Origin of the sequence: Streptomyces sp. NPDC056231 (assembly GCF_048270745.1) — a bacterium.
Classification (GTDB): domain Bacteria; phylum Actinomycetota; class Actinomycetes; order Streptomycetales; family Streptomycetaceae; genus Streptomyces.
The window spans coordinates 20009-39446 of sequence record NZ_JBLVKW010000048.1 but is presented as its reverse complement, the minus strand read 5'-3'; the positions used below and the strand labels follow the sequence as shown (position 1 = coordinate 39446).

The window sequence follows — 19438 nt, the reverse complement described above, 5'->3', positions numbered from 1 at the left end:
AGCGTCGACTCAGAACTTGTTGAGCAGCTGTCCGTACAGACCGAACGCACCGACGGCGAGCGGGAAGAGCCCCACGACGCCGATGGACTCGACCAGGTCGCCCATGCGCCGCAGCCGGACCTGCACATGCTCGGGCGGCTGCACCGCCAGAACGAGCAGGGGCAGGAGCGCGGCCGCGCACAGTACGGCGAGCGGCCCGGCGCCGCCGGAGTGGTGCATCCACACCATCACGAGGCGCACGAGGAGGACCGCCGAGGCGGCGAAGAGGGCCACGACCTCGGCGACGAGCGGGAAGGCCCGTGCCCGGGAGAGCAGGACGAGGGCGACGAGGGAGGGGAGCGCCATGGTCCACACCGTGGGCTTGTCCGCCTGGGTGAGCAGCCAGCCGCCGGCCGCCGCGGAGACCGCGGTGACCGTCGTGGCGAGAGCGAGGCCGCGGTGCGTGGCCGCGAGCGCGTTGCCGACCTGGTGGCGGCTGACGGAGATGCCGCCGGAGCGGCGGTCGTCGAGTGCGGTGAGCCCGGAAGCCATCAGGGCGAGCCGGGGCAGCAGGCCGAGCAGCACCACGGAGAAGACGGCCATCACGGCGCCGAGCCGGGACAGGTCGCTCTGGACGGCGGCGACGGCCTCCCACACCACGGTGACGGCTGCGGTCGCCATGGCGCCGATGAGCCCGCCGCGGCCGAGCGGCGAGAAGTAGCCGAGGAGCAGAAGCATCACGACGAGCGCGGCCGCGACGGCCGCGAGCCGTGCGGTGCCCGGCCAGCCGTAGGCGTCGGCGGCGGTCCAGGCGGTGAGGATGCCGAGCCCGCCGGAGGCGAGCAGCAGCGCGGTGGCGAGTCCGAGGTTGCCCTGGCCGATCCTGGCGACGAGCGCACCGGCCGCGAGGAGGACGAGCGTGACCGCGCCGAGCGCGGCGGCGAGGGCGCCGAGCTCGAATTCCTGACGGGCGAGCAGTGCGGCGACGACGGCGAAGCTGACGGTCGCCACGCCCGCGCTGGCCCGGCGCGCGGCGGGACGCCAGCGCCACGCCTGCAGGTCGAGGTCGTCGGCCACCAGGTCGGTGACGTCGTGCACGACGGGGGCGGGCGGCGCGGAGTGGGCACGGACGAGGCGGAGCACGGCGCCGTCCGCGATCTCGGCCGAGGACAGGGTGCTGTCGTGCGGCAGCGCGGAGCCGTCCGATGTGATCAACTGCCGCGTCATCGGGCGGGATGCGGCCCGGTCGTCCAGCAACTGCAATATGTCGGGGAGCAGTTGGCCGATCGGCGTGTCGGACGGCAGGACGATGTCGGCCCGGCGTCGCTCGCCTACCAGGGTCACCCGGCTCAGTTGAGCCCGGGAAGTCATTGTTGTGCTCACCACTTTACGGGTACCTATCGTCGCGACGTTGAGGACGGGGCGGACCGGACGTGCCCATGCGGTTGCTCACGTGGGCCGTCGGGCGGTCGGGATTACGGCGAACCTTGGCTGGATTTACCGGTCTTGTCCGGCTTCGCGCCCGGCGTCGGCTGCTCGTACTGCTGTTCCTGGCGCTGCTGCTTCTCCTGCTCGGCCTTCTGCTTCGCCAGCGTGTGCTGGAGGAAGGACCATCCGACGCATCCCGCGCACAGGACGGCTGCGATGGCGATCCCGGCGAACACCTTGCCGAGCCGCTCGTCCGCCGTGCGCCGCGACCGCTGCACGCCGAACAGCAGTGCGTCCCGCATCCTGCGGCGGCGTACCGCCACCGACTCCAGAAGCTGGCTGTCGTAATCCCGTGCCATCAGTCGTCCGCTGCCTCAGTCGTCCGTTGCCTCGGTCATGGTCGGCGAACCGTCGGTCTCCGGCCGGAGGTGCTCCCGTACGGCGGCACGTGTCCGCGTCGGCCGTCGCGTGAGGCGTCGTACGTGCACTGCGTGAACGTCGCCTCGTCGAGCCACTGTCTGCGTGTGTTGCGGCATACGGATTCCCCCCTTGCATTGCCTCCGCAACATAAGGCATGGACAAGTCAGCAGTACAACCCGGATCCAGGAGTGGGACAGACCCCGGACAATCATGAAGCGGAGCCAAAGGACAGGAAGCAGGGCGATACCGACGAGAAGCCTGCGACTGGAGAGGCCCGGGCTCAGGTGGGGAATTCGCCGAGCCAGCTGCGCTGGAGAAGGTGCTTGGGCAGGTAGGCGGACTCCACCGTGAGAGGGATCTCGCCGTCGTGGGCGAGGCAGGCGATGGCAAGGGGGCCCAGAGCGATACGGCCATCAGGGTCCTTGGCCCGGTCCTCATCGGCGGTCCAGTACGCCTGGTGAAGCTCAAGAGCCTCCACCAGAGCCTGGTTGAAGCCCTCCTCGTCCCTCCGCGCGAAACGGTGGAACAGATTGATCGGCGGGTACAGCACACCCTGGAGCAGATCACGGGGAGTGACCGAGACCGCTTCGGGATAGGACCCTTCGATCGCGGCCACCAACTTCTCCACCAGACCCGGGCGCTGCAGCCAGTACGTCTGCAGAGCGTCCACCCAGTGGTAGATGTACTCGTCGTATTCCCCCTCGGGTGAACGCAGACGATCCAGTGGAATCTGGCACAGCTGCGTCATCCTTTTCTGGTCGCGGCACACGATCGCCAGCCAGAACGCCGTCAGCCAGTTCCCTGCGTCGGCGAACGAACGCGGTCCGATGGCAGGGAGACTCCGGATCTCACGATTGATACGGCACTCGACGGTCCCCGCGGTTGCTCCCGTCACGGCGAACAGCGCCGACCCGACCTGCATTGCGGAGACCACCGCCTCCCAGGTCTCCAGTTCCGCGGCCTCCGGATCGACCGTGCAGCGCGCCTCCACGTGGAGAAGGGCAGTACGGAACGTGGAGTCGATCGAGGTCGGCGACGATTCGAGGCGGGCGACAGAGCCGGCCACGCTCTCGCCGAGAGCCTCGGCCCAGCGTGCGGAGTTGGGTCCAGCCTCACCATGCCGGGGAACAACAATCGTCACGGTGTGCTCCGTTCAGCGATATCGAACTGCCTCATGTGATAGCCAGCATACGTGCCGGCATTCTTTTCGCCCTTGACGACGACGTAGTCCAGCTTTCCTGCATCAAGCGCGGCGTCCAATTTGTCCGCGAGGAGGAGTTCATCGATATTGCTTTCTCCTCGCTTCCTCATCTCCGCGATGATGTCCAGGAAATATTCCCTGGTTCCCTGCGAGACACGTCGGCCGCTGGGAAGGTTACGGGCTCCGAGTTCCGTAGTGACGCTGCTCTTCGCCTCGATGACGACATAACCGCCGTCCTTGCGCCGCCAGACCTGGTCGAACTGGTCGTTACCGTTCGCCGGCCCGTCGAGCGGTTCCCGGACTGCTCCCGGGTGCCGCTCTGCGATGAAGTGGTGCTCGGCGGCGGTTTCACCGAAGTCCTCGGCTGCGTCACGCATGACGCTGTGGGACTCCTTATAGGCTCCGACGCTTTCCCCGTGATGCGCCTTCGACTCCACTGTGTCCAGGAGTTCGTGCGCCGTCGCGGTCTCCTGCTTCCAGGCTTCCATGAGCTTGTCGTGGCGGATGGCGAGGTGACGCTTGAGTGCCGCCTCGTCCAACGTCTTGAGCCGTGCGGGGCTCGTCACGTCGGCCGCGCCCTTCTTGTCCCAGTCACCCACGTAGTTGGGCTTGAGCGGCTCAGGGGCGTCCTTGACACCGACCCACGGATGGTTCTCGGATGCCCTGGTCAGTTGGGGAGGCGTACGCCCGCTCTCGTCGAAGAGATTCAGGTTCTTGCGGTTGCCGTTGGACTTGTAGAAGTTCTCGAAATACCCGGGCTCGTGGTTGGCTCGGTACCGCTGAATCTCCATGATCTGCTCATCCGTGAGCGAACCACGGGGCCCGTACGGGTTGTCCCCGTCACGCATGAAGCTGGGGCGCTCGACGTCCGCGGACCCGCCGGGCGCGTCGCTGTCCGGCCTGGCCGCCGCATCCGGTCCGTCCCCGACCGTGTCGTCTCCTGCATGACCCAGGTCGTCCAGGCCGCCGGAGGCCGGAGTGTCGGGGTGCCCTGGAAGCGCATCGTCGGCGTGGCCGCCGGGCAGGTCGTGCCCGCCCGGGTGGCCGCCCGCAGTGGGGGTTTCGGCGCGGGGCCCGGGGAAGTTGTCGCCGACGTGCGTGCCGGGCGTGGCGCTGTCCAGGCTGTTGCTCGGGAGGTTGTCACCTGCGTGCGCGACGGGCATGTTGTCGCCCACGTGGCTGCCGGGCATGTTGTCGCCCACGTGGCCCGTGAGTACATGGTCGCCGGCTCCTCCTCCGGGCAGGTGGTTGCCTGCGTTGCCACCCGGGAGGTTGTCGCCGGTGCGGCCGACGTCGCCGAGGTCGTTGCCGAAACTGTCACCGAGGTGGATGACGTTGTCGCCGGCGTGGGCGCCGGCGTGGGCTGTGGTGTCGGCGGTGTGTGCGCCCGCGCCGACCAGGACCGGTTGCCTGTCCGGTGAGGGTGAGTCGGTGTGCGGGGTGCTGGTGTCCGCGTCCGGGTGGGTGCCGGGGCTGGGCTCGACGTGGGCGTCCTCGGCATTCTGGAGGACGTTGCCGTTCTCGTCGAGGAGGTTGCAGTCCTGGTCGTAGTAGCGGGCGGGTGCGCCGGGCTCGGTGGGGAGTTTTGTGGCGCCTTCGGGCAGGACGGGCACGTCGTCGGGGAGCTTGATGTTGCCGTCGGGGAGCTTGACAGCCCCGTCCGGGATGGCTGCTCCCTCGGGGAGATGCACGGCCCCGTCGGGCAGCTTGAGCGCACCCTCGGGCAGCACGATCGCATCGTCCGGCAGCTTGGGGATCTCGATGTTCTCGATCCCCTTGAGCCCCTTCGCGATGTCGCCGATCTTGGAGATGCCGGCGCCTGCGCCTTTGGCGATGTAGGTCATGGGGTCGATGACCTTGCCGGCTTTGCCGGCGACGGAGAGGGCCTTGGCGACGGCTCCGGCCTTGCCGGCGCCTGCTGCGGCGCCGCCTGCGCCGCCGGTGAAGACGGTGGTCAGGACGTTGAAGGTGACGGCGCCTGCGGCGCGTCCGGGGTTCTTGCCCCATTCGTCCCAGGCGACGAGTGCTTTGCCGGTTTCCTTCATCGCGGTGCGGGAGTCGCGGAGCCAGGAGGGGAGTTTGTCGTCGGGCAGGGCCCAGAACAGTGTGCCGGCGCCGGGGATGGCGGTGATGACGAGGCCGGTGGCGAGTTGGGCGAGGCCTTTCCAGGCTTGGCCCATGGCGTCCCAGCCGCCGAATCCGACGAGGGTGCCGAGGCCCTTGATGGTGCCCCAGATGCCGTCGACGATCAGTCCGTCCCAGACGAACGACTTGACCCAGTGGCCGATTTCCCAGGCGTGGTGTTTCTCCTCCATGGGGTCGCCCCAGGGGAGTTTCGCGTTCTTGAGGTCGTCGGCGTTGAAGCCGTACTGGTCTTTTCGGTCGGATCCGTCGCCGGCGACCATCTGCACGCCGCCGGGAAACAGGGCGGTGATCTTGTTGTGGCAGGTGCGTTCGGCGGCCCAGAACGCGGCGACGGTCGCGGTGACGTCGTCGCGGAGCTGGTTGTGCTCGTCGATCTTGTCCTCGTCGTACTCCCAGTCGTCGTCGTCCTTGACCTTGTTCACGAAGTCCGTGGCGTCGGTCTTGAGCTGGGCGAGTTTGGTGACGAGCGGGCGGACTTCGGTGGCGTAGTCCGACAGGGCGGTGGAGACCTTTTCCAGGTCGTCGCCGAAGGCGTCGGCCCGGTCCTGGACGGGTTTGGTGGAGCCGAAGAGCTTCTCGGCCTCGGGGGCTATGTAGTACGCGGACAGGCCCTGGAACTGGGTGTGGACGTCCGAGCCGGTGTCACGGATGTGCCCGGCGACCGCCTTCAGCCCCGCGGAGTCCTTCTCCAGCTGGTCCGGATCACCGGTGAACTGCGGAATCGCTTCCGGCTTGATCACGTGGACCGCCCCCCGGACGTGGTCAGATCCAGATCGGGCACACCGAGCGCCTTGCGCTGGGACTCGGCAGCCATCTCCAGGTCACCGTTGAGGTAGGCGGTCGTCGCGTCGACCGCACCGGTCAGCGACTTCCCGGCCCGCGCCGCGATGAACTTCAGGTCGCTCGTGGCGTGTTCGGCGTACTGCGACAACGCCAGCGCGACGAGACCACCGGCCGCCTTCTCGCCGTCCTTGCCCCCGCCGTCACCGCCCTCGGTAGTGATCGTGCCCGCACTCGTCGCCGCCGACGTCAGATGCTCGCCGTACGACTTCGCATACGTCTCGATCTTCCCCGCCGTCTCACCCGTCGTCTTCAGCACGCCCTGAATGCCCTGCGGCTTCAGATCCCACCCGGTCATGCGCTACCTCATGCTCCCCGTTACCGCCTGGCGCCCGCCCAGGTCAGCCGATGTTGTCGACCGCGGCCTTCGCGCGCGTGATGGTGTGCTGCGCGGTGCCGTCGTTCTTCTCCAGCGTCGTCTTCAGCAGCTGGATGATGTTCCTGACCTCCTGCGAGGCCCGGTTCCACCGCAGTTCCTTGCCGTGGTACTCCTCCGAGACACCGTCCGCGGCGAAGTCCGCCATCGCCGCCTTGACCTGCCCGTCCCGCGCCGCGATCACTTCCTCCAGACGCGCGATCACGACCTGGATATTGCCCTGCGCATCCGCCGACGCACCCGTGTCATACGCACGACGGTCACTGTCACCAGCCATCACAAACCCCTGCCCCTCGAAAGATCAGCGTCCGCCGAAACGGGCCGCGTCGAAGTTCGCCGCACCCTGCTGCTGCCGGGCGTTGTCACCCTGCTCCTGGTCACCCGAGCCGAACGCCTGCTCCATGCCCGACTGGCCACCCAGCAGCGCCGACAACGAACCGTTCAACGCCGCCGTGATCTCGTCCGAACGATTCTTGAACGAATCGAACGCCACCCGCCCCGCACCGTTGAACTTCCCCTCCAACGGCGCCGCCGCCTGCACCAGTTGACGGATCAACGCGCCCAAGTCATCACTCGAACCACGCGACTTCGACGTCAGAGTCGACAGAACCTGCGCCCCCATGTCGAACTTCATGTGCATCCCCCTGCCACACCGACTGATCCCATACGGCGCCATCCTTACGAACCCTGGCCCGGCTGTGCAAACGAGGGGCCCGCTGTGACCAACACATGACGAATCTGCGGGGACCCAATGCGCCCGAACAAGGACATCGGCGAACTTCAGACCGGCCGGTACATGGGAGGCGGCGTCGCGGGGCCGGTTGCGCACATGCGCGGCGTGGTCGTCGGTCGACAACGCTCCGCGTTGCCTCCCTCCTCCGAATTGCAGCCGCACGCACCCAGCCCTACTCCTTCTCCCACCCCCCATGTGCCGGTCGGTCTCAGTGACGTCCAGCCAGCCGGTCCGCCACCTTGGCGATCGGGTCGGTGGTGGCCTCGGCCGAGGTGAGTTCGCGGCGGTCCGCGGCGCGGTAGGCCGCGTACATGCCGTGGACGCCGATCCAGCGGAAGGGTTCCGGTTCCCAGCGGCGGACCTTGTGGTTGACCCAGGGAAGGGTGGTCAGCTCGGTGGGGCCCGACTGGCCGGAGTCCTGCTGGATCAGGTCGCGCAGGGTGCGGGCGGCGAGATTGGTGGTGGCGACGCCGGAGCCGACGTAGCCGCCGGCCCAGCCGAGTCCGGTGGAGCGGTCGAGGGTGACCGTGGCGCACCAGTCGCGGGGGACGCCGAGGACGCCGGACCAGGCGTGGTCGATGCGGGCGCCCGCGGTGGTGGGGAAGAAGCGGACCAGGATCTCGCGGAGGGCCTCGATGGTGGCGGGCTGGGTGCGCCCGTCATTGTCGGTGCCGGAGCCGAAGCGGTACGGGACGCCCCGGCCGCCGAGTGCGATGCGGTCGTCGGCGGTGCGCTGGGCGTACATGTAGGCGTGGGCCATGTCGCCGAGCGTCTCGCGGCCGTCCCAGCCGATGGTGTCCCAGACCGACTTCGGGAGCGGTTCGGTGACGACCATCGAGGAGTTCATCGGGAGCCAGGTGCGCTTCTGGCCCTTGAGGTTGGCCGTGAAGCCCTCGGTGCAGCGGAGGATGTACGAGGCGCGGACGGTGCCGTACGGGGTGTGAGCGTGCTTGGGCTTGATCTCGGTGACGGGGGTCGACTCGTGGATGGTGACGCCGAGCGCCTCGACGGCGTCGGCGAGCCCCTTGACGAGTTTGACCGGGTGCAGGCGGGCGCCGTGCGGTGACCAGGTGGAGCCGACGGCTCCGGTGACGCGGACGCGTTCGGCGGTCTCGCGGGCGCCGCGCAGGACCCGGTCGGTCTCGCCGAAGGCGATCTCGACGGAGTGGAAGTCCTTGAGGCGGGCCAGCTGGGCCGGTGTGTACGCCACTTCGAGGACGCCGCCCTGGTGGATGTCGGCGGCGATGTTCTCTTCGGCGGCGACGCGTACGACCTCGTCGACGGTGTCGTTCATCGCCTTCTGGAGGCGGACGGCGGCCTCGTGGCCGTGGAGTTTCGCGTAGCGGTCGCGGCCTGCGATGCCGTTGTAGAGCCAGCCGCCGTTGCGGCCGGAGGCGCCGTAACCGCAGAACTTCGCCTCGAGGACGGTGATGTTCAGGAAGGGGACGGCCTTCTTGAGGTAGTACGCCGTCCAGAGTCCGGTGTATCCGCCGCCGACGATGCAGACGTCCGTGGTGGTGTCGCCGGGCAGGGGCTCGCGCGGGACGGGGGTGCCTTGGTCCGCGTACCAGAACGATATTCCGCCGTTGACCGTGCTGACCGTGCTCATGTTGCCCCTGCTTGTCCTTGTGAAGCCGAGTTCCTGTGTGGCGGGACGTTACTGCGCGGGGGCGGTTTCGTCCTCCCCCGGGTGAGCGGATAGCAGGCGAGACCGATGAGGGCGGCCGTGATGTGGCCGAGGTCGGTGAAGGTGGGGCCGGTGATGAGAGGGATGCCGTAGACGACGAGGACGGCGAAGAGATACCCGTACCGCAAGGGCCGGGGGACGTGGTACGTGAGGACGGCGACGACGCCCGCGAGTGCGTAACTGACCCCGACGTCCAGGGTGTGGACCGCCGACGTGGGTGCCTCTCCGTGCCGGACGGCCCAGGCGAGGACGCCCTCGCTGACGAGGGTGGCCAGGACGTGGGCGAGCGCCGCAACCGCGAGCCAGCGCAGCGTGCCGAGCCAGCGTTCGGCGGGGGCGTGGAAGACCGTGAAGAGGAAGGCGTACGGGAGCCACCTGCCGCTGTCGATCCAGAAGGCGCTGGAGATGAGGACACGTGCCGGGTCGCGGACGAGTTCGTGGATGTTGGTCGAGTGCTGACGCAGGAAGTCCTCCTCGAAGTCGGGGGACATCTGATGCACCACGACCGTGGTGACGAAGAGTGCCGTCAGCCAGATGTACGTGCCGGGCGCGCTGCGGATCCAGGAGCGGACGGCGCGCAGGGTGCGCGTCGGGAGGGAGGGCGGGTTCGTGGGCGGGGCCGGGCTGCTGGGGGGCATAACCGATTGACGCACGGGCCTACGATCGGGTGCGTGATTGACATTCCGGACGCGCTGATCGCCACCCGGTCCAAGTACAACGACGAGACCGGGCGGGTGTTCCTGGCCGCGCTCCCGGGGCTTGCGGACCGGTTCCTGGGCGAGTGGGGGCTGCGGCTGGACGGGGCCGCGATGCACGGGATGTGCGCGCTGGTGCTGCCGGTGGTCCGCGCGTCGGACGGCCGGCGGGCGGCGCTGAAGCTCCAGGCAGCGGACGAGGAGACGGCGGGGGAGCCGGTCGCTCTGCGTGCGTGGGGCGAGGCGGGCGCCGGGGCGGTGGGACTCCTCGGCCACGATGCCGGGACCGGCACGATGCTGCTGGAACGGCTGGACGAGCGGCGGCCGCTGTCGGCGGTGGCGGACGAGCGGGCGGCGGTCGAGGTGCTCGCGGGGCTGTTGGCCCGGCTGACATCCGTACCCGCGCCGGACGGGCTGCGACGGCTGGGGGACGCCGCGGAGCGGATGCTGGACGGGGTGGAGCGGGCGGTGGCGGGGCTGGCGGACGCGGAGGAGCGGCGACTGCTGGTGGACTGTGCGGCGGCCGTACGGGAGGTGGTGGGCGAGCCGGGGGACCGGCTGCTCCACTGGGACCTGCACTACGACAACATCCTGGCCGGACGGGCGGAGGAGGGCCGGGCGCACGAGTGGGTCGCGCTGGACCCGAAACCGCTGGCCGGGGACCCCGGCTTCGATCTGATGCCCGCCCTGCACAACCGGTTCGACGCGGCGGCGGTGCGGTGGCGGTTCGATCTGATGACGGAGGTCCTCGGTCTTGACCGGGAGCGGGCGCGTGCCTGGACGCTGGGGCGGGCGCTGCAGAACAGCATCTGGGACCTGACGGACGGGGAGAGCCGTCTGGGGCCGGAGCAGGCGGAGATCGCCCGGCAGCTGCTGGGCCGGGGGTAGCGGGAAGCCGGTGGGTGGCGGCTGCTTACGCTGCCCCCATGATTCGTACCGCTACTGCTGCCGATGTCCCTGTCATCCATTCCATGGTCCGCGATCTCGCCGAGTACGAGAAGTCGCTCCACGAGGTGCACGCCACCGAGGAGCAGCTGCACGAGGCGTTGTTCGGCGAGCGGCCCGCCGCGTATGCGCACATAGCCGAGTCGGACGAGGACGGGGAGATCGTGGGCTTCGCGATCTGGTTCCTGAATTTCTCGACGTGGCGCGGGGTGCACGGCATCTACCTGGAGGACCTGTACGTACGCCCCGACCGGCGTGGCGGCGGGCACGGCAAGGCGCTGCTGACGGAGCTGGCACGGATCTGTGTGGAGCGGGGGTACGAGCGTCTGGAGTGGTCGGTGCTGAACTGGAACGCCCCGTCCATCGCGTTCTACGAGTCGCTGGGTGCGCGGCCGCAGGACGAGTGGACGGTGTACCGGCTGACGGACGGGGCGCTGACGAAGCTCGGCGGCTGACCTTCGCGCTCAGGTCCTGTCGTCGGACTGCCGTCTGCGGGCGACGACGGCGGGTCGACGAGAGCCCTCAGGGGACGAGGACGACCTTGCCCATCGTGCCGCGCGTCTCCAGGGCGCGGTGGGCGGCGGCCGCCTCGGCGAGCGGGAAGCGCTGGACGGCGGGACGCAGGCGGTCAGCGGCGGCTTCGGCGAGCGAGCGTTCTTCGAGGGCGCGCAGGCCGCCCGCCTTCTGCATCATCGCCGGGCCGAGGACGCCCTGGGAGATGATGCCGCGTTCGGCGAGCTCCTCGTCGGTGAAGGTGAGCGGGGACCCGTTGTGAAGTCCCTCGCTGGACCAGCCGAAGACGATGTGCTGGCCGCCCTTGCCGAGGAGGTCGACGGCGGCGCGCGCGGTGACGCCGCCGACGGAGTCGTAGACGACGGTGGCGCGGCGGCCGAGACCGTCGAGGTGGGCAAGGACCCGGGCCGGCCAGTCGGGGAGGGTGTAGTCGACGGCGAGGTCGGCGCCGTTGGCCTTCACCGCTGCGACCTTGGCGGGTCCGCCGGCGAGGCCGATGACGGTGGCTCCGGCGTGCTTGGCGTACTGGACGAGCAGGGTGCCGATGCCGCCCGCCGCGGCGGGGACGACGGCCACCGAGTCGGGGCCGAGCTCGGTGAACTGCAGGATGCCCAGGGCGGTGCGGCCGGTGCCGATCATGGCGACGGCCGCGGCCTCGTCGAGGCCGGGCGGGATGGGGTGGAGCCTGTCGGCGTCGGTGACGGCGAGTTCGGCGTAGCCGCCGGGGGCCATGCCGAGATGGGCGACGACGCGCCTGCCCAGCCAGCCGGGGTCGGTGCCCTCACCGAGCGTGTCGACCGTTCCGGCGACTTCGCGGCCGGGGATGGTGGGCAGCTCGGCGGGGGCCGGGAACGGCCCTGTCATGCCCTCGCGCAGGGCGGCGTCGAGGAGGTGCACACCGGCCGCGGCGACGGCGATCCGGACCTGGCCGGGGCCGGGTACCGGGTCGTCGGTCGTCTCGTACGTGAGGTTCTCGGCGGGTCCGAAGGTGTGGAGGCGGACGGCATGCATGGTGGGCTCCCCAGGTCGGTTGGCTCTCGGGGATCACCCTCCGACCTCAACCGTGCTCGAGGTCAAGGACGGGTCGGGACGTCCGCGACCGTTGGCTCGCTCCGATGGCGAGCAGGGCCGCTTCCAGCCCGCTGTTGAACGACACCTCGCTGAGCAGTCCGGGCGCCGCGACCTGGTCGCCCGCGAGGTAGATGCCGTTGCCGCGGTCGATGGCGGGACGGTCCCGCCAGGTGGTGCCGGGCCGGTCGACCGCGCCCGTACGGCCGACGGCAAGGGCCTCGCGCCGCCACTCGGTGCGGTCGCGCCAGCCCGGGTGGCCGAGGTCGAGGAGCTCTTCGGCGCGGGCGATTCCGGCGGCCTTCGACTCGCCGGGAGCGACGGGGAACTGGCCCTGGAGGAGCCGTCGGCCCGCCGGGGCGGGGGTGCGGTCCTCGGCGCCGCTGAGCTGTTCCGGTGGATGCCGTCGGACCTCTTGTTCGATCCAGCCGGGGGCGTCCAGGTCGGAGACGGCGAACGCGTCGCCGCGCCGGGTGCGCAGGGCCAGGTCGATGAGGGCGGTCCTGCCGCTGTCCCAGGTCAGGGTGGGGTCGTTGAGCAGGCTGCGGGCGGCGTCGAGGGAGGTGGCGACGACGACCGGGCCGGTCCGGGTCAGGGTGTCGAGGGTGCCCGGGTCGATCCGGGTCGCCGTCTCGATCCGGACGCTCATGTTCCAGGCGCGGGAGGCCATCCGGTCGATGATCTGCGCCCAGCCGCCGACCGGGTATCGCGCCTCGGGCGGCAGTGCGGCGGCGCGGCGCAGCCGTTCCTGGACGAACGCGGCGGAGAGCGAACCGGGGTCGTGGTGGAAGAGCGCGACGGCGGCGTAGTGCGCGGCCGCGCGGGCGGTCTCCTCGCCGGCCTGGCCGGTGGCCCAGGTACGGAAGTCGGTGTCGATGGGGGCGTGTCCGGCGCGGCGGCGGGTGAGCCGGAGGAGGCCGAGGGGCGGGGTGCGGCGCAGGGTGCCGCCCAGCCGGAAACGGAGCCGGGTGGCTTGGTGGAGCGGCACCGTGGCGACCGGGCCGAGGAGATCGCGCTGTGCGAGCCAGGCCCGGTGCGGTCCGTGGCGGTAGAGGGCGTGCGGTCCTTCGTTGGTGGGGTACGGACCCTCGGCGGTCCTGGCGCGGCCGCCGAGCGTGTGGTGGGCCTCGTGGACGGTCACCCGGGCGCCGGACTCGGCGGCTGTGATCGCTGCGGTGAACCCGGCGAGTCCGCCGCCGATGATGTGGATGCGCTGCATGCGTCCCTGTCTCCTCGTCGTCGTGAACGATGACAAAAAGGTGACGTCCGCCGGTGCCCGGGTGTGACATCGGTGCGGGGGCGTTGTCAGTGGCATCGGTCACGATGGGGCCATGGCGCGTAACAGCAGGAGTGGTGGCGGGAAGGACGCCGTGGCGGCGGCGCGACGGCCGGAGGTGCGGTTGCCGCCGCTCGTTCCGTACGACGGGGTGGGGCTGGAGCCGGACGGGGACTACGACGGTGTGCGGTTCGAGGGGACGGACCTCTCGGACGAGTCGGGCCCGGGGGCCCGGTTCATGGACTGCGCGCTGGAGGGATGCGTGCTCGACCGTACGGAGCTGATCAGGGCCCGCTTCATCGACTCGGTCCTGACCGGGGTGCGGGGGGTGGGCACCGATCTCGCGGGGGCGTCGCTGCGCGATGTGGAGGTGGCGGACGCGCGGCTGGGCGGGGTGCAGCTGCACGGCGCGGTGCTGGAGCGGGTCCATGTGCGCGGCGGGAAGATCGACTATCTGAACCTGCGCAAGGCGCGGCTGAAGGACGTGGTCTTCGAGGGCTGCGTGCTGTCCGAGCCGGACTTCGGGGACGCGCAGCTGGTGCGGGTGGAGTTTCGGGACTGTGTGCTGAAGCGGGCCGACTTCAGTTCCGTACGGATGGAGTCGGTGGACCTGCGGACGGCCGCCGAGCTGGACATCGCCCGTGGCGTGGAGCGGCTGGCGGGGGCGGTGATCAGCCCGGCGCAGCTGATGGAACTCGCCCCGGCGTTCGCGGCGCAGATCGGGGTGCGGGTGGAGGCGTAGCCGGTTCTCCCGGATCCGCTCGTCAGACCCGGGGGAAGCGGGCCTGGAGGTCCCAGATCACGGGGTTGTCGGCGAGCCCCTCGTGCATGTCGGCGAGGTCCGCGATCAGGTCGTGCAGGAAGTCGCGGGCCTCGCGGCGCAGCAGGGAGTGGCTGAAGGTGAGCGGGGGCTCGTCGCCGGGCATCCAGTCGGCTTCGACATCGACCCAGCCGAATCGGCGCTCGAAGAGCATCCGGTCGGACGACTCGGTGAAGTCCAGCTCGGCGAACTGACGTCGGTGCGAGCGGCTGCCGCGGGGGTCCTGGTCGATCTGCTCGACGATGTCGCAGAGCGCCCAGGCGAAGTCGAGCACGGGCACCCATCCCCAGGCTGTGGATACCTCGCGGTCCGCCTTGGTGTCCGCGAGGTAGACGTCCCCGGAGAACAGGTCGTGCCGCAGGGCGTGGACGTCCGCGCGGCGGTAGTCGGTCTGCGGGGGATCGGGGAAGCGTCGGGAGAGGGAGTAGCCGATGTCGAGCACAGTTCGATGGTGTCATGCCCGGGGGTGCACCGACGCCGGAGCGGTGGGCCGCCCACGCCCCCCGGGACCGTGGGCGCCTCGCGCTGCGGCGGTCCTCGCCGCAGGCGGCCCCGCTCACGGCAGCAGCCGCTGCTCCTTCGCCACGGCCACGGCGCCCGCGCGGGTGTCGACGCCGAGTTTGTCGTAGATGCGGCCCAGGTGCGTCTTGACCGTGGCCTCGCTGATGAACAGGGCCCGGGCGATGTCCCGGTTGCCCAGGCCCCGGGACAGCTGGCCCAGGATGTCGCGTTCGCGGTCGGTGAGCGTCGGCAGGGGGCTGCGCATGCGGGCCATGACACGGCCGGCGACCGGTGGGGAGAGCGTGGTGCGGCCCTGGGACGCCGAGCGGATCGCGGCGAACAGTTCCTCCGGGCGTTCCGCCTTCAGCAGATAGCCGGTGGCGCCCGCCTCGATGGCGCGGGTGATGTCGGCGTCGGTGTCGTACGTCGTGAGGACGAGGACGTGGACGCCGGTGGCCGCGATGCGACGGGTGGCTTCGACGCCGTCGATTCCTTCGCCCAGTTGGAGGTCCATCAGGACGACGTCGGGGGTGAGCCGGGCGGCCAGGGCGACGGCCTCCTCGCCGCTGCCCGCCTCGCCGACGACCTCGATGTCCGGTTCGCTGCCCAGGAGGGCGAGCAGTCCGGCGCGTACGACGGCGTGGTCGTCGCAGAGCAGGATCCGAACGGCGGGCGAGGTCATGAGGGTTCCTCCGGCGAGGGCGACGGGGCAGGGGCGGGCATGGGGACCGCGGCGGAGACGACGGTTCCCTCGCCCGGTACCGATTCGATCGTGAGTGTGCCGCCGAGCTGGTGCAGCCGGGCGCGCATCGCGGGCAGCCCGTGGCCGCGTACGCCCGCTGCCGTACGCGGGGCGGCCGGTGCGGGCGGGGTGAAACCACGGCCGTTGTCGGCGATGTCCAGGACGGTCCGGTCGTCCAGGTGGGTCAGTGTCAGCGCGGCCTCCGTGGCGTCGGCGTGCTCCTTCACATTGGCCAGCGCGCCCTGGGCGATGCGCAGCAGTGCGGACTGCACCCGGTCGGGCAGTGCCGCGTGCGGCGCCCCCTCCACATGGCAGCGGACCGTGAGCAGCCCCTGGGCCTGCACCGTTTCGCGGGCGGCCAGTGCGTGCAGCGCCGCTTCCAGGCCGCCGCCCTCCGCGAGATCCGCCGGTGCCAGGTCGTGGACGAAGCGGCGGGCTTCGGCGAGGTTGCGTTCGGCGATGCCTGTGGCCGTACGGACATGGCGGCGGGCGGTCGCCCGGTCCGCGTCCCAGGTGCGGTCCGCGGCCTGGAGCAGCATCTGCTGGCTGGACAGGCCCTGCGCGAGGGTGTCGTGGATCTCCATGGAGAGCCGCTGGCGCTCGGCGAGGGTGCCTTCGCGGCGTTCGGTGGCGGCGAGTTCGCGGCGGGTACGCAGCAGATCGTCGATCAGTTCGCGCTGGCGCACGGCCTGGCGCTGCATGTGGACGAAGACCGCGGTCGCGATGGCCGCCACGGCGGGGGGCGCGAGCACCAGGTTCGGGTCGAAGCCGTGGGCCAGCCGCAGCTGCGCGGCCACGACGAGCACGGTGAGCAGGGCGACGAGGGCGAGCGCGGCGCGCGGTGGGAGCAGCCGCAGCCCGGTGTAGAAGAGCGGCACCGCGCACCAGGCGAAGCTCGGCGCGAGGACGACGAGCACCATCCACGCGGCCACGAGCACGGCGAGCCAGACCAGCCGACGCGGGGTGGGGCGTGAGCCGAGCACCGGGCCCAGCAGATACAGCGCGGCGAGCGTGCCGGACAGCGCGATGACCCACGGGGTGCGGTCCTCGCCCGGGTGGCGGAGCAGGAAGCGGGCCAGGGAGGCACCGAGCAGCAGGAAGAACGCGGCGTGCATGAGCAGAGCGAGCCACCGGGCATCCGGGTCGGCGGCTTCGGTTCGGTGCTCCACCTCGTACCTCGTACTCCCTGCCGACTGCCGAAGGGCTGCTGCTGACCTGCGTGGATACGTCCATGGTGACCCGGTGGGGCCACCTCCGCATCAACCGATCGGCCGATGGGGCCGTCAGCCGTCCCGTGTGCGGGGTCGAGCCGGTACGTCGACGTTACGGGGCCGGATACGGCCGGAGGATCGATGACAGAGCCGGAACACCGTCCGAGCGGAACACCGTCGAATCGAATCGTCGAGGAGCCTCACCATGAAGAAGATGTCGCTGCGCACCCGTGTCCTCACCGGTGCCGTCGCCGCCGCCGCGCTCGGTGCCGGAACCTTCGGTGCCATGTCCGCGAGCGCCTCCGCCCCGGCCGCTGCACCTGCCGCCGCCGTCACGGCCGACACGGCGAACCGGAACCTCCAGCAGACCACCCATCTGACCGTCGCCGCCGCCACCGAGGCCGCACGCGCCGCCCTCGACGCCGCAGAGAAGGAGAACCAGCGTGTGGCGGTCGCCGTCGTCGACCGGAACGGCAACACCATCGTGACGCTGCGCGGCGACGGCTCCGGTCCGCAGGCGTACGAGTCCGCCGAGAAGAAGGCGTACACCGCCGTCTCCTGGAACGCCCCCACCTCCGTGCTCGCCGGCCGTCTGGCGCAGGCTCCGAACCTGAAGGACATTCCTGGCACCCTGTTCCTGGCGGGCGGCGCCCCGGTGCAGGTCAAGGGTGCACCGGTGGCCGGCATCGGAGTGGCCGGTGCCCCCAGCGGCGACCTCGATGAGAAGTTCGCCCAGGCGGGCGTCGCCGCACTCGCCAAGTAGGACAACCGACCACAGCCCAGGAGAGACCACGGATGAACGCCCTCGATCACGACCTGCTCCGAGCCGCGCGTACCGGTGACACCGATGCCGCACGCACCGCGATCGAGGGCGGCGCCCGCGTCGACGTCCGCGACGAGGAGCGGCGCACCCCGCTGCTCCTCGCCGTCCACGGCGACCATGTCGAGCTCGCCCGGCTGCTCGTCGAGGCGGGTGCGGACCCCGATGCGCAGGACCGGCGCGAGGAGAGTCCCTGGCTGGCGACCGGCGTCACCGGCAGCGTCGCGATGCTGCACACCCTGCTGCCTGCCGGTCCCGACCTGAAGCTCCGTAACCGGTTCGGCGGCATCGCGCTGATCCCGGCGAGCGAGCGCGGCCATGTCGCTTACGTACGGGAGCTGCTCCGGGTCACGGACATCGACGTCGACCACGTCAACCGGCTCGGCTGGACCGCCCTGCTGGAAGCCGTGATCCTGGGCGACGGCGGCCGGGCGCACCAGGAGATCGTCGAACTGCTGCTGGCGGCGGGCGCGACCCCCGGTCTGCCGGACGGCGACGGGGTGACGGCGCTGGAACACGCGGAGCGGCGCGGGTTCACGGAGATCGCGGCGCTGCTGCGGAACCGGGACCCGAGGTGAGCACCCGCCGATCCGCCAAACCGACATTCCGCACATAGGATTGTCTGCGTGCGCCCCACCGCCCTGATCCTGGTTCTCGTCACGACCACCGTCGTTTCTCTCGGCACCGCCTGTTCCGCCGGGATCGGGGGTGTGGAGGGCACCCCCGGCGCCGCCGGTCTGCGCGACCCGTACTTTCCGAAGGCCGGCAACGGCGGGTACGACGTCACGCATTACGACCTCACCCTGGACGTCGACCCGGCCGCCCAGCACCTGCGCGGCACTGCCGTGATCACCGCGCGCGCCACCCAGGACCTCAGCGCCTTCAATCTCGACCTGGCCGGGCTGACCGTCGAGTCCGCGCAGGTCGAGGGCCGCCCGGCCGCCGTCAACCGGGCGGCCCACGAATTGACGCTGCGCCCCGATGCCGAGGTGGAGAGCCACCTCCACAAGGGCAGGACGTTCCGTACGGTCGTCCGCTACTCCGGTTCCCCGCTGACCCTCACCGACCCCGACAGGTCGAAGGAGGGCTGGCTGTGGACGACGGACGGTTCGGTTGCGCTCGGTGAGCCGGTCGGGGCGATGGCCTGGTTCCCGGGCAACAACCACCCGAGCGACAAGGCGTCCTACGACCTCACGGTCACCGTTCCCAAGGGCCTGACCGCCGTGTCCAACGGCGAGCTGACGTCCCGCAGGACCTCCGGCGGCACCACCACGTTCCACTGGCACACCGCCGCGCCCATGGCGACCTATCTCGCGACGCTCGCCATCGGGCACTTCGACACGAAGGCGTCGACGACCCCCGACGGCATCAAGGTGTTCACGGCCGTGGACCCGAAGTCGGCGGCGGCGAGCGCCCGGGCCCTGGCCCGGATCCCCGAGATCGTGCGGTGGGAGGCCGAGCGCTTCGGCCCGTATCCGTTCTCCTCGACCGGCGCGATCGTCGACCGCGCGAACGACGCCGGGTATGCGCTGGAGACCCAGAACCGGCCGTTCTTCCCCGGCCCGCCGGACGTCGGGCTCCTCGTCCACGAGATGTCCCACCAGTGGTTCGGGAACTCCGTCACGCCCGAGAGCTGGCGGGACATGTGGCTCAACGAGGGCTTCGCGACGTACGCGGAGTGGATGTGGGAAGCGGACAAGGCGGGCGTCCCCGTCCAGGACAGCTTCGACCGCGCCTTCGCGAACGATGCCAACTGGGCGTTCCCGCCGGCCGATCCGCCGACGGCCGCGGAGATCTCGCAGTCGCCGGTGTACGGGCGCGGGGCGATGGTGATCCACAAGATTCGGCAGGCGATGGGCGACGACAAGCGGTTCTTCGCCCTCGTCAGGGGCTGGACGAAGGCGCACCGGCACGGCAACGTGTCGACGGCCGACTTCACCGCCTATGTGGAGAAGACGACCGGCCTGCATCTGACGGACCTGTGGAACACCTGGCTGTACGGCAGGAGCCGGCCCGCCACGAAGGGCTGACCGGCTCC

The 19438-nt window shown here is 70.6% G+C and carries 20 protein-coding genes; 6 read left to right on the top strand and 14 right to left on the bottom strand.

Features of this window, described 5'->3' with window-relative positions:
• Nucleotides 1–9: 9 nt before the first annotated feature.
• From eccD to ACNPQM_RS29410, 9 genes are all read right to left on the bottom strand, one after another.
• Nucleotides 10–1350, bottom strand: a complete 1341-nt coding sequence (gene eccD, locus ACNPQM_RS29450; protein ID WP_418086339.1) for a type VII secretion integral membrane protein EccD — start codon at nucleotides 1348–1350, stop codon at nucleotides 10–12.
• A gap of 104 nt (nucleotides 1351–1454) precedes the next feature.
• Nucleotides 1455–1766, bottom strand: a complete 312-nt coding sequence (locus tag ACNPQM_RS29445) for a hypothetical protein (RefSeq protein ID WP_418086338.1) — start codon at nucleotides 1764–1766, stop codon at nucleotides 1455–1457.
• A 341-nt stretch (nucleotides 1767–2107) separates the two neighbouring features.
• The gene (locus tag ACNPQM_RS29440) at nucleotides 2108–2968 is read right to left on the bottom strand and encodes an immunity 49 family protein (RefSeq protein ID WP_418086337.1); all 861 of its coding nucleotides are present in this window, start codon (nucleotides 2966–2968) and stop codon (nucleotides 2108–2110) included.
• A complete protein-coding gene (locus ACNPQM_RS29435; protein ID WP_418086336.1) occupies nucleotides 2965–5913 on the bottom strand; it encodes a hypothetical protein in 2949 nt (982 codons plus the stop codon). The genes ACNPQM_RS29440 and ACNPQM_RS29435 overlap by 4 nt, the downstream gene beginning before the upstream one ends.
• Entirely contained in the window at nucleotides 5910–6311 is a 402-nt protein-coding gene (locus ACNPQM_RS29430) for a DUF6507 family protein (RefSeq protein ID WP_418086335.1), read from the bottom strand. Before ACNPQM_RS29430 ends, ACNPQM_RS29435 begins: the two co-directional genes overlap by 4 nt.
• A gap of 43 nt (nucleotides 6312–6354) precedes the next feature.
• A complete protein-coding gene (locus ACNPQM_RS29425; RefSeq protein ID WP_418083950.1) occupies nucleotides 6355–6666 on the bottom strand; it encodes a pore-forming ESAT-6 family protein in 312 nt (103 codons plus the stop codon).
• 24 nt (nucleotides 6667–6690) lie between these two features.
• The gene (locus ACNPQM_RS29420; RefSeq protein WP_358861657.1) at nucleotides 6691–7023 is read right to left on the bottom strand and encodes a hypothetical protein; all 333 of its coding nucleotides are present in this window, start codon (nucleotides 7021–7023) and stop codon (nucleotides 6691–6693) included.
• A 307-nt stretch (nucleotides 7024–7330) separates the two neighbouring features.
• Nucleotides 7331–8731, bottom strand: a complete 1401-nt coding sequence (locus ACNPQM_RS29415) for an NAD(P)/FAD-dependent oxidoreductase (protein WP_418086334.1) — start codon at nucleotides 8729–8731, stop codon at nucleotides 7331–7333.
• Nucleotides 8728–9447 (bottom strand): rhomboid-like protein, encoded by a 720-nt coding sequence (locus tag ACNPQM_RS29410; protein WP_418086356.1) that lies wholly within the window; start codon nucleotides 9445–9447, stop codon nucleotides 8728–8730. The genes ACNPQM_RS29415 and ACNPQM_RS29410 overlap by 4 nt, the downstream gene beginning before the upstream one ends.
• A 33-nt stretch (nucleotides 9448–9480) precedes the next feature.
• On the opposite strand from ACNPQM_RS29410, the gene ACNPQM_RS29405 reads away from it, so the two are divergent.
• Nucleotides 9481–10392 carry an aminoglycoside phosphotransferase family protein gene (locus ACNPQM_RS29405; RefSeq protein WP_418086333.1) on the top strand — a complete coding sequence of 304 codons (912 nt, stop codon included), beginning with the start codon at nucleotides 9481–9483 and terminating at the stop codon, nucleotides 10390–10392.
• A gap of 38 nt (nucleotides 10393–10430) precedes the next feature.
• Nucleotides 10431–10904: a GNAT family N-acetyltransferase gene (locus tag ACNPQM_RS29400; protein ID WP_418086332.1), complete on the top strand. Its 474-nt coding sequence runs from the start codon at nucleotides 10431–10433 to the stop codon at nucleotides 10902–10904.
• Nucleotides 10905–10971: 67 nt separating this feature from the next.
• Here ACNPQM_RS29400 and ACNPQM_RS29395 read toward each other — a convergent pair whose 3' ends face one another.
• Together ACNPQM_RS29395 and ACNPQM_RS29390 are read right to left on the bottom strand one after the other, a co-directional pair.
• Nucleotides 10972–11973: a zinc-binding dehydrogenase gene (locus tag ACNPQM_RS29395; protein ID WP_358861661.1), complete on the bottom strand. Its 1002-nt coding sequence runs from the start codon at nucleotides 11971–11973 to the stop codon at nucleotides 10972–10974.
• A gap of 46 nt (nucleotides 11974–12019) precedes the next feature.
• Entirely contained in the window at nucleotides 12020–13249 is a 1230-nt protein-coding gene (locus ACNPQM_RS29390; protein ID WP_418086331.1) for an NAD(P)-binding protein, read from the bottom strand.
• A 112-nt stretch (nucleotides 13250–13361) separates the two neighbouring features.
• Between ACNPQM_RS29390 and ACNPQM_RS29385 the strand changes: the two genes are divergently transcribed.
• Nucleotides 13362–14048, top strand: a complete 687-nt coding sequence (locus ACNPQM_RS29385; protein ID WP_418086330.1) for a pentapeptide repeat-containing protein — start codon at nucleotides 13362–13364, stop codon at nucleotides 14046–14048.
• 22 nt (nucleotides 14049–14070) lie between these two features.
• On the opposite strand, the gene ACNPQM_RS29380 is transcribed toward ACNPQM_RS29385, so the two are convergent.
• The 3 genes from ACNPQM_RS29380 to ACNPQM_RS29370 form a co-directional block, all read right to left on the bottom strand.
• Nucleotides 14071–14568 carry a hypothetical protein gene (locus ACNPQM_RS29380; RefSeq protein WP_037692856.1) on the bottom strand — a complete coding sequence of 166 codons (498 nt, stop codon included), beginning with the start codon at nucleotides 14566–14568 and terminating at the stop codon, nucleotides 14071–14073.
• Between the two features lie 114 nt (nucleotides 14569–14682).
• Nucleotides 14683–15309 carry a response regulator transcription factor gene (locus ACNPQM_RS29375; protein ID WP_358861664.1) on the bottom strand — a complete coding sequence of 209 codons (627 nt, stop codon included), beginning with the start codon at nucleotides 15307–15309 and terminating at the stop codon, nucleotides 14683–14685.
• A complete protein-coding gene (locus ACNPQM_RS29370) occupies nucleotides 15306–16484 on the bottom strand; it encodes a sensor histidine kinase (protein ID WP_418086355.1) in 1179 nt (392 codons plus the stop codon). Before ACNPQM_RS29370 ends, ACNPQM_RS29375 begins: the two co-directional genes overlap by 4 nt.
• 301 nt (nucleotides 16485–16785) lie before the next feature.
• On the opposite strand from ACNPQM_RS29370, the gene ACNPQM_RS29365 reads away from it, so the two are divergent.
• From ACNPQM_RS29365 to ACNPQM_RS29355, 3 genes are all read left to right on the top strand, one after another.
• Nucleotides 16786–17343 (top strand): GlcG/HbpS family heme-binding protein, encoded by a 558-nt coding sequence (locus tag ACNPQM_RS29365; protein ID WP_418086329.1) that lies wholly within the window; start codon nucleotides 16786–16788, stop codon nucleotides 17341–17343.
• A 32-nt stretch (nucleotides 17344–17375) separates the two neighbouring features.
• Nucleotides 17376–17978: an ankyrin repeat domain-containing protein gene (locus tag ACNPQM_RS29360; RefSeq protein WP_418086328.1), complete on the top strand. Its 603-nt coding sequence runs from the start codon at nucleotides 17376–17378 to the stop codon at nucleotides 17976–17978.
• A 66-nt stretch (nucleotides 17979–18044) separates the two neighbouring features.
• Nucleotides 18045–19430 carry a M1 family metallopeptidase gene (locus ACNPQM_RS29355; protein ID WP_418086354.1) on the top strand — a complete coding sequence of 462 codons (1386 nt, stop codon included), beginning with the start codon at nucleotides 18045–18047 and terminating at the stop codon, nucleotides 19428–19430.
• Nucleotides 19431–19438: the final 8 nt, after the last annotated feature.

Excerpts from the sequence above, each read along its gene's own strand:
- eccD (WP_418086339.1), bottom strand. The coding sequence starts at position 1,350 with ATGACTTCCCGGGCTCAACTGAGCCGGGTGACCCTGGTAGGCGAGCGA.
- ACNPQM_RS29445 (WP_418086338.1), bottom strand. The coding sequence starts at position 1,766 with ATGGCACGGGATTACGACAGCCAGCTTCTGGAGTCGGTGGCGGTACGC.
- ACNPQM_RS29430 (WP_418086335.1), bottom strand. The coding sequence starts at position 6,311 with ATGACCGGGTGGGATCTGAAGCCGCAGGGCATTCAGGGCGTGCTGAAG.
- ACNPQM_RS29425 (WP_418083950.1), bottom strand. The coding sequence starts at position 6,666 with ATGGCTGGTGACAGTGACCGTCGTGCGTATGACACGGGTGCGTCGGCG.
- ACNPQM_RS29420 (WP_358861657.1), bottom strand. The coding sequence starts at position 7,023 with ATGAAGTTCGACATGGGGGCGCAGGTTCTGTCGACTCTGACGTCGAAG.
- ACNPQM_RS29415 (WP_418086334.1), bottom strand. The coding sequence starts at position 8,731 with ATGAGCACGGTCAGCACGGTCAACGGCGGAATATCGTTCTGGTACGCG.
- ACNPQM_RS29410 (WP_418086356.1), bottom strand. The coding sequence starts at position 9,447 with ATGCCCCCCAGCAGCCCGGCCCCGCCCACGAACCCGCCCTCCCTCCCG.
- ACNPQM_RS29400 (WP_418086332.1), top strand. The coding sequence starts at position 10,431 with ATGATTCGTACCGCTACTGCTGCCGATGTCCCTGTCATCCATTCCATG.
- ACNPQM_RS29395 (WP_358861661.1), bottom strand. The coding sequence starts at position 11,973 with ATGCATGCCGTCCGCCTCCACACCTTCGGACCCGCCGAGAACCTCACG.
- ACNPQM_RS29390 (WP_418086331.1), bottom strand. The coding sequence starts at position 13,249 with ATGCAGCGCATCCACATCATCGGCGGCGGACTCGCCGGGTTCACCGCA.
- ACNPQM_RS29385 (WP_418086330.1), top strand. The coding sequence starts at position 13,362 with ATGGCGCGTAACAGCAGGAGTGGTGGCGGGAAGGACGCCGTGGCGGCG.
- ACNPQM_RS29375 (WP_358861664.1), bottom strand. The coding sequence starts at position 15,309 with ATGACCTCGCCCGCCGTTCGGATCCTGCTCTGCGACGACCACGCCGTC.
- ACNPQM_RS29370 (WP_418086355.1), bottom strand. The coding sequence starts at position 16,484 with ATGCACGCCGCGTTCTTCCTGCTGCTCGGTGCCTCCCTGGCCCGCTTC.
- ACNPQM_RS29365 (WP_418086329.1), top strand. The coding sequence starts at position 16,786 with ATGAAGAAGATGTCGCTGCGCACCCGTGTCCTCACCGGTGCCGTCGCC.
- ACNPQM_RS29360 (WP_418086328.1), top strand. The coding sequence starts at position 17,376 with ATGAACGCCCTCGATCACGACCTGCTCCGAGCCGCGCGTACCGGTGAC.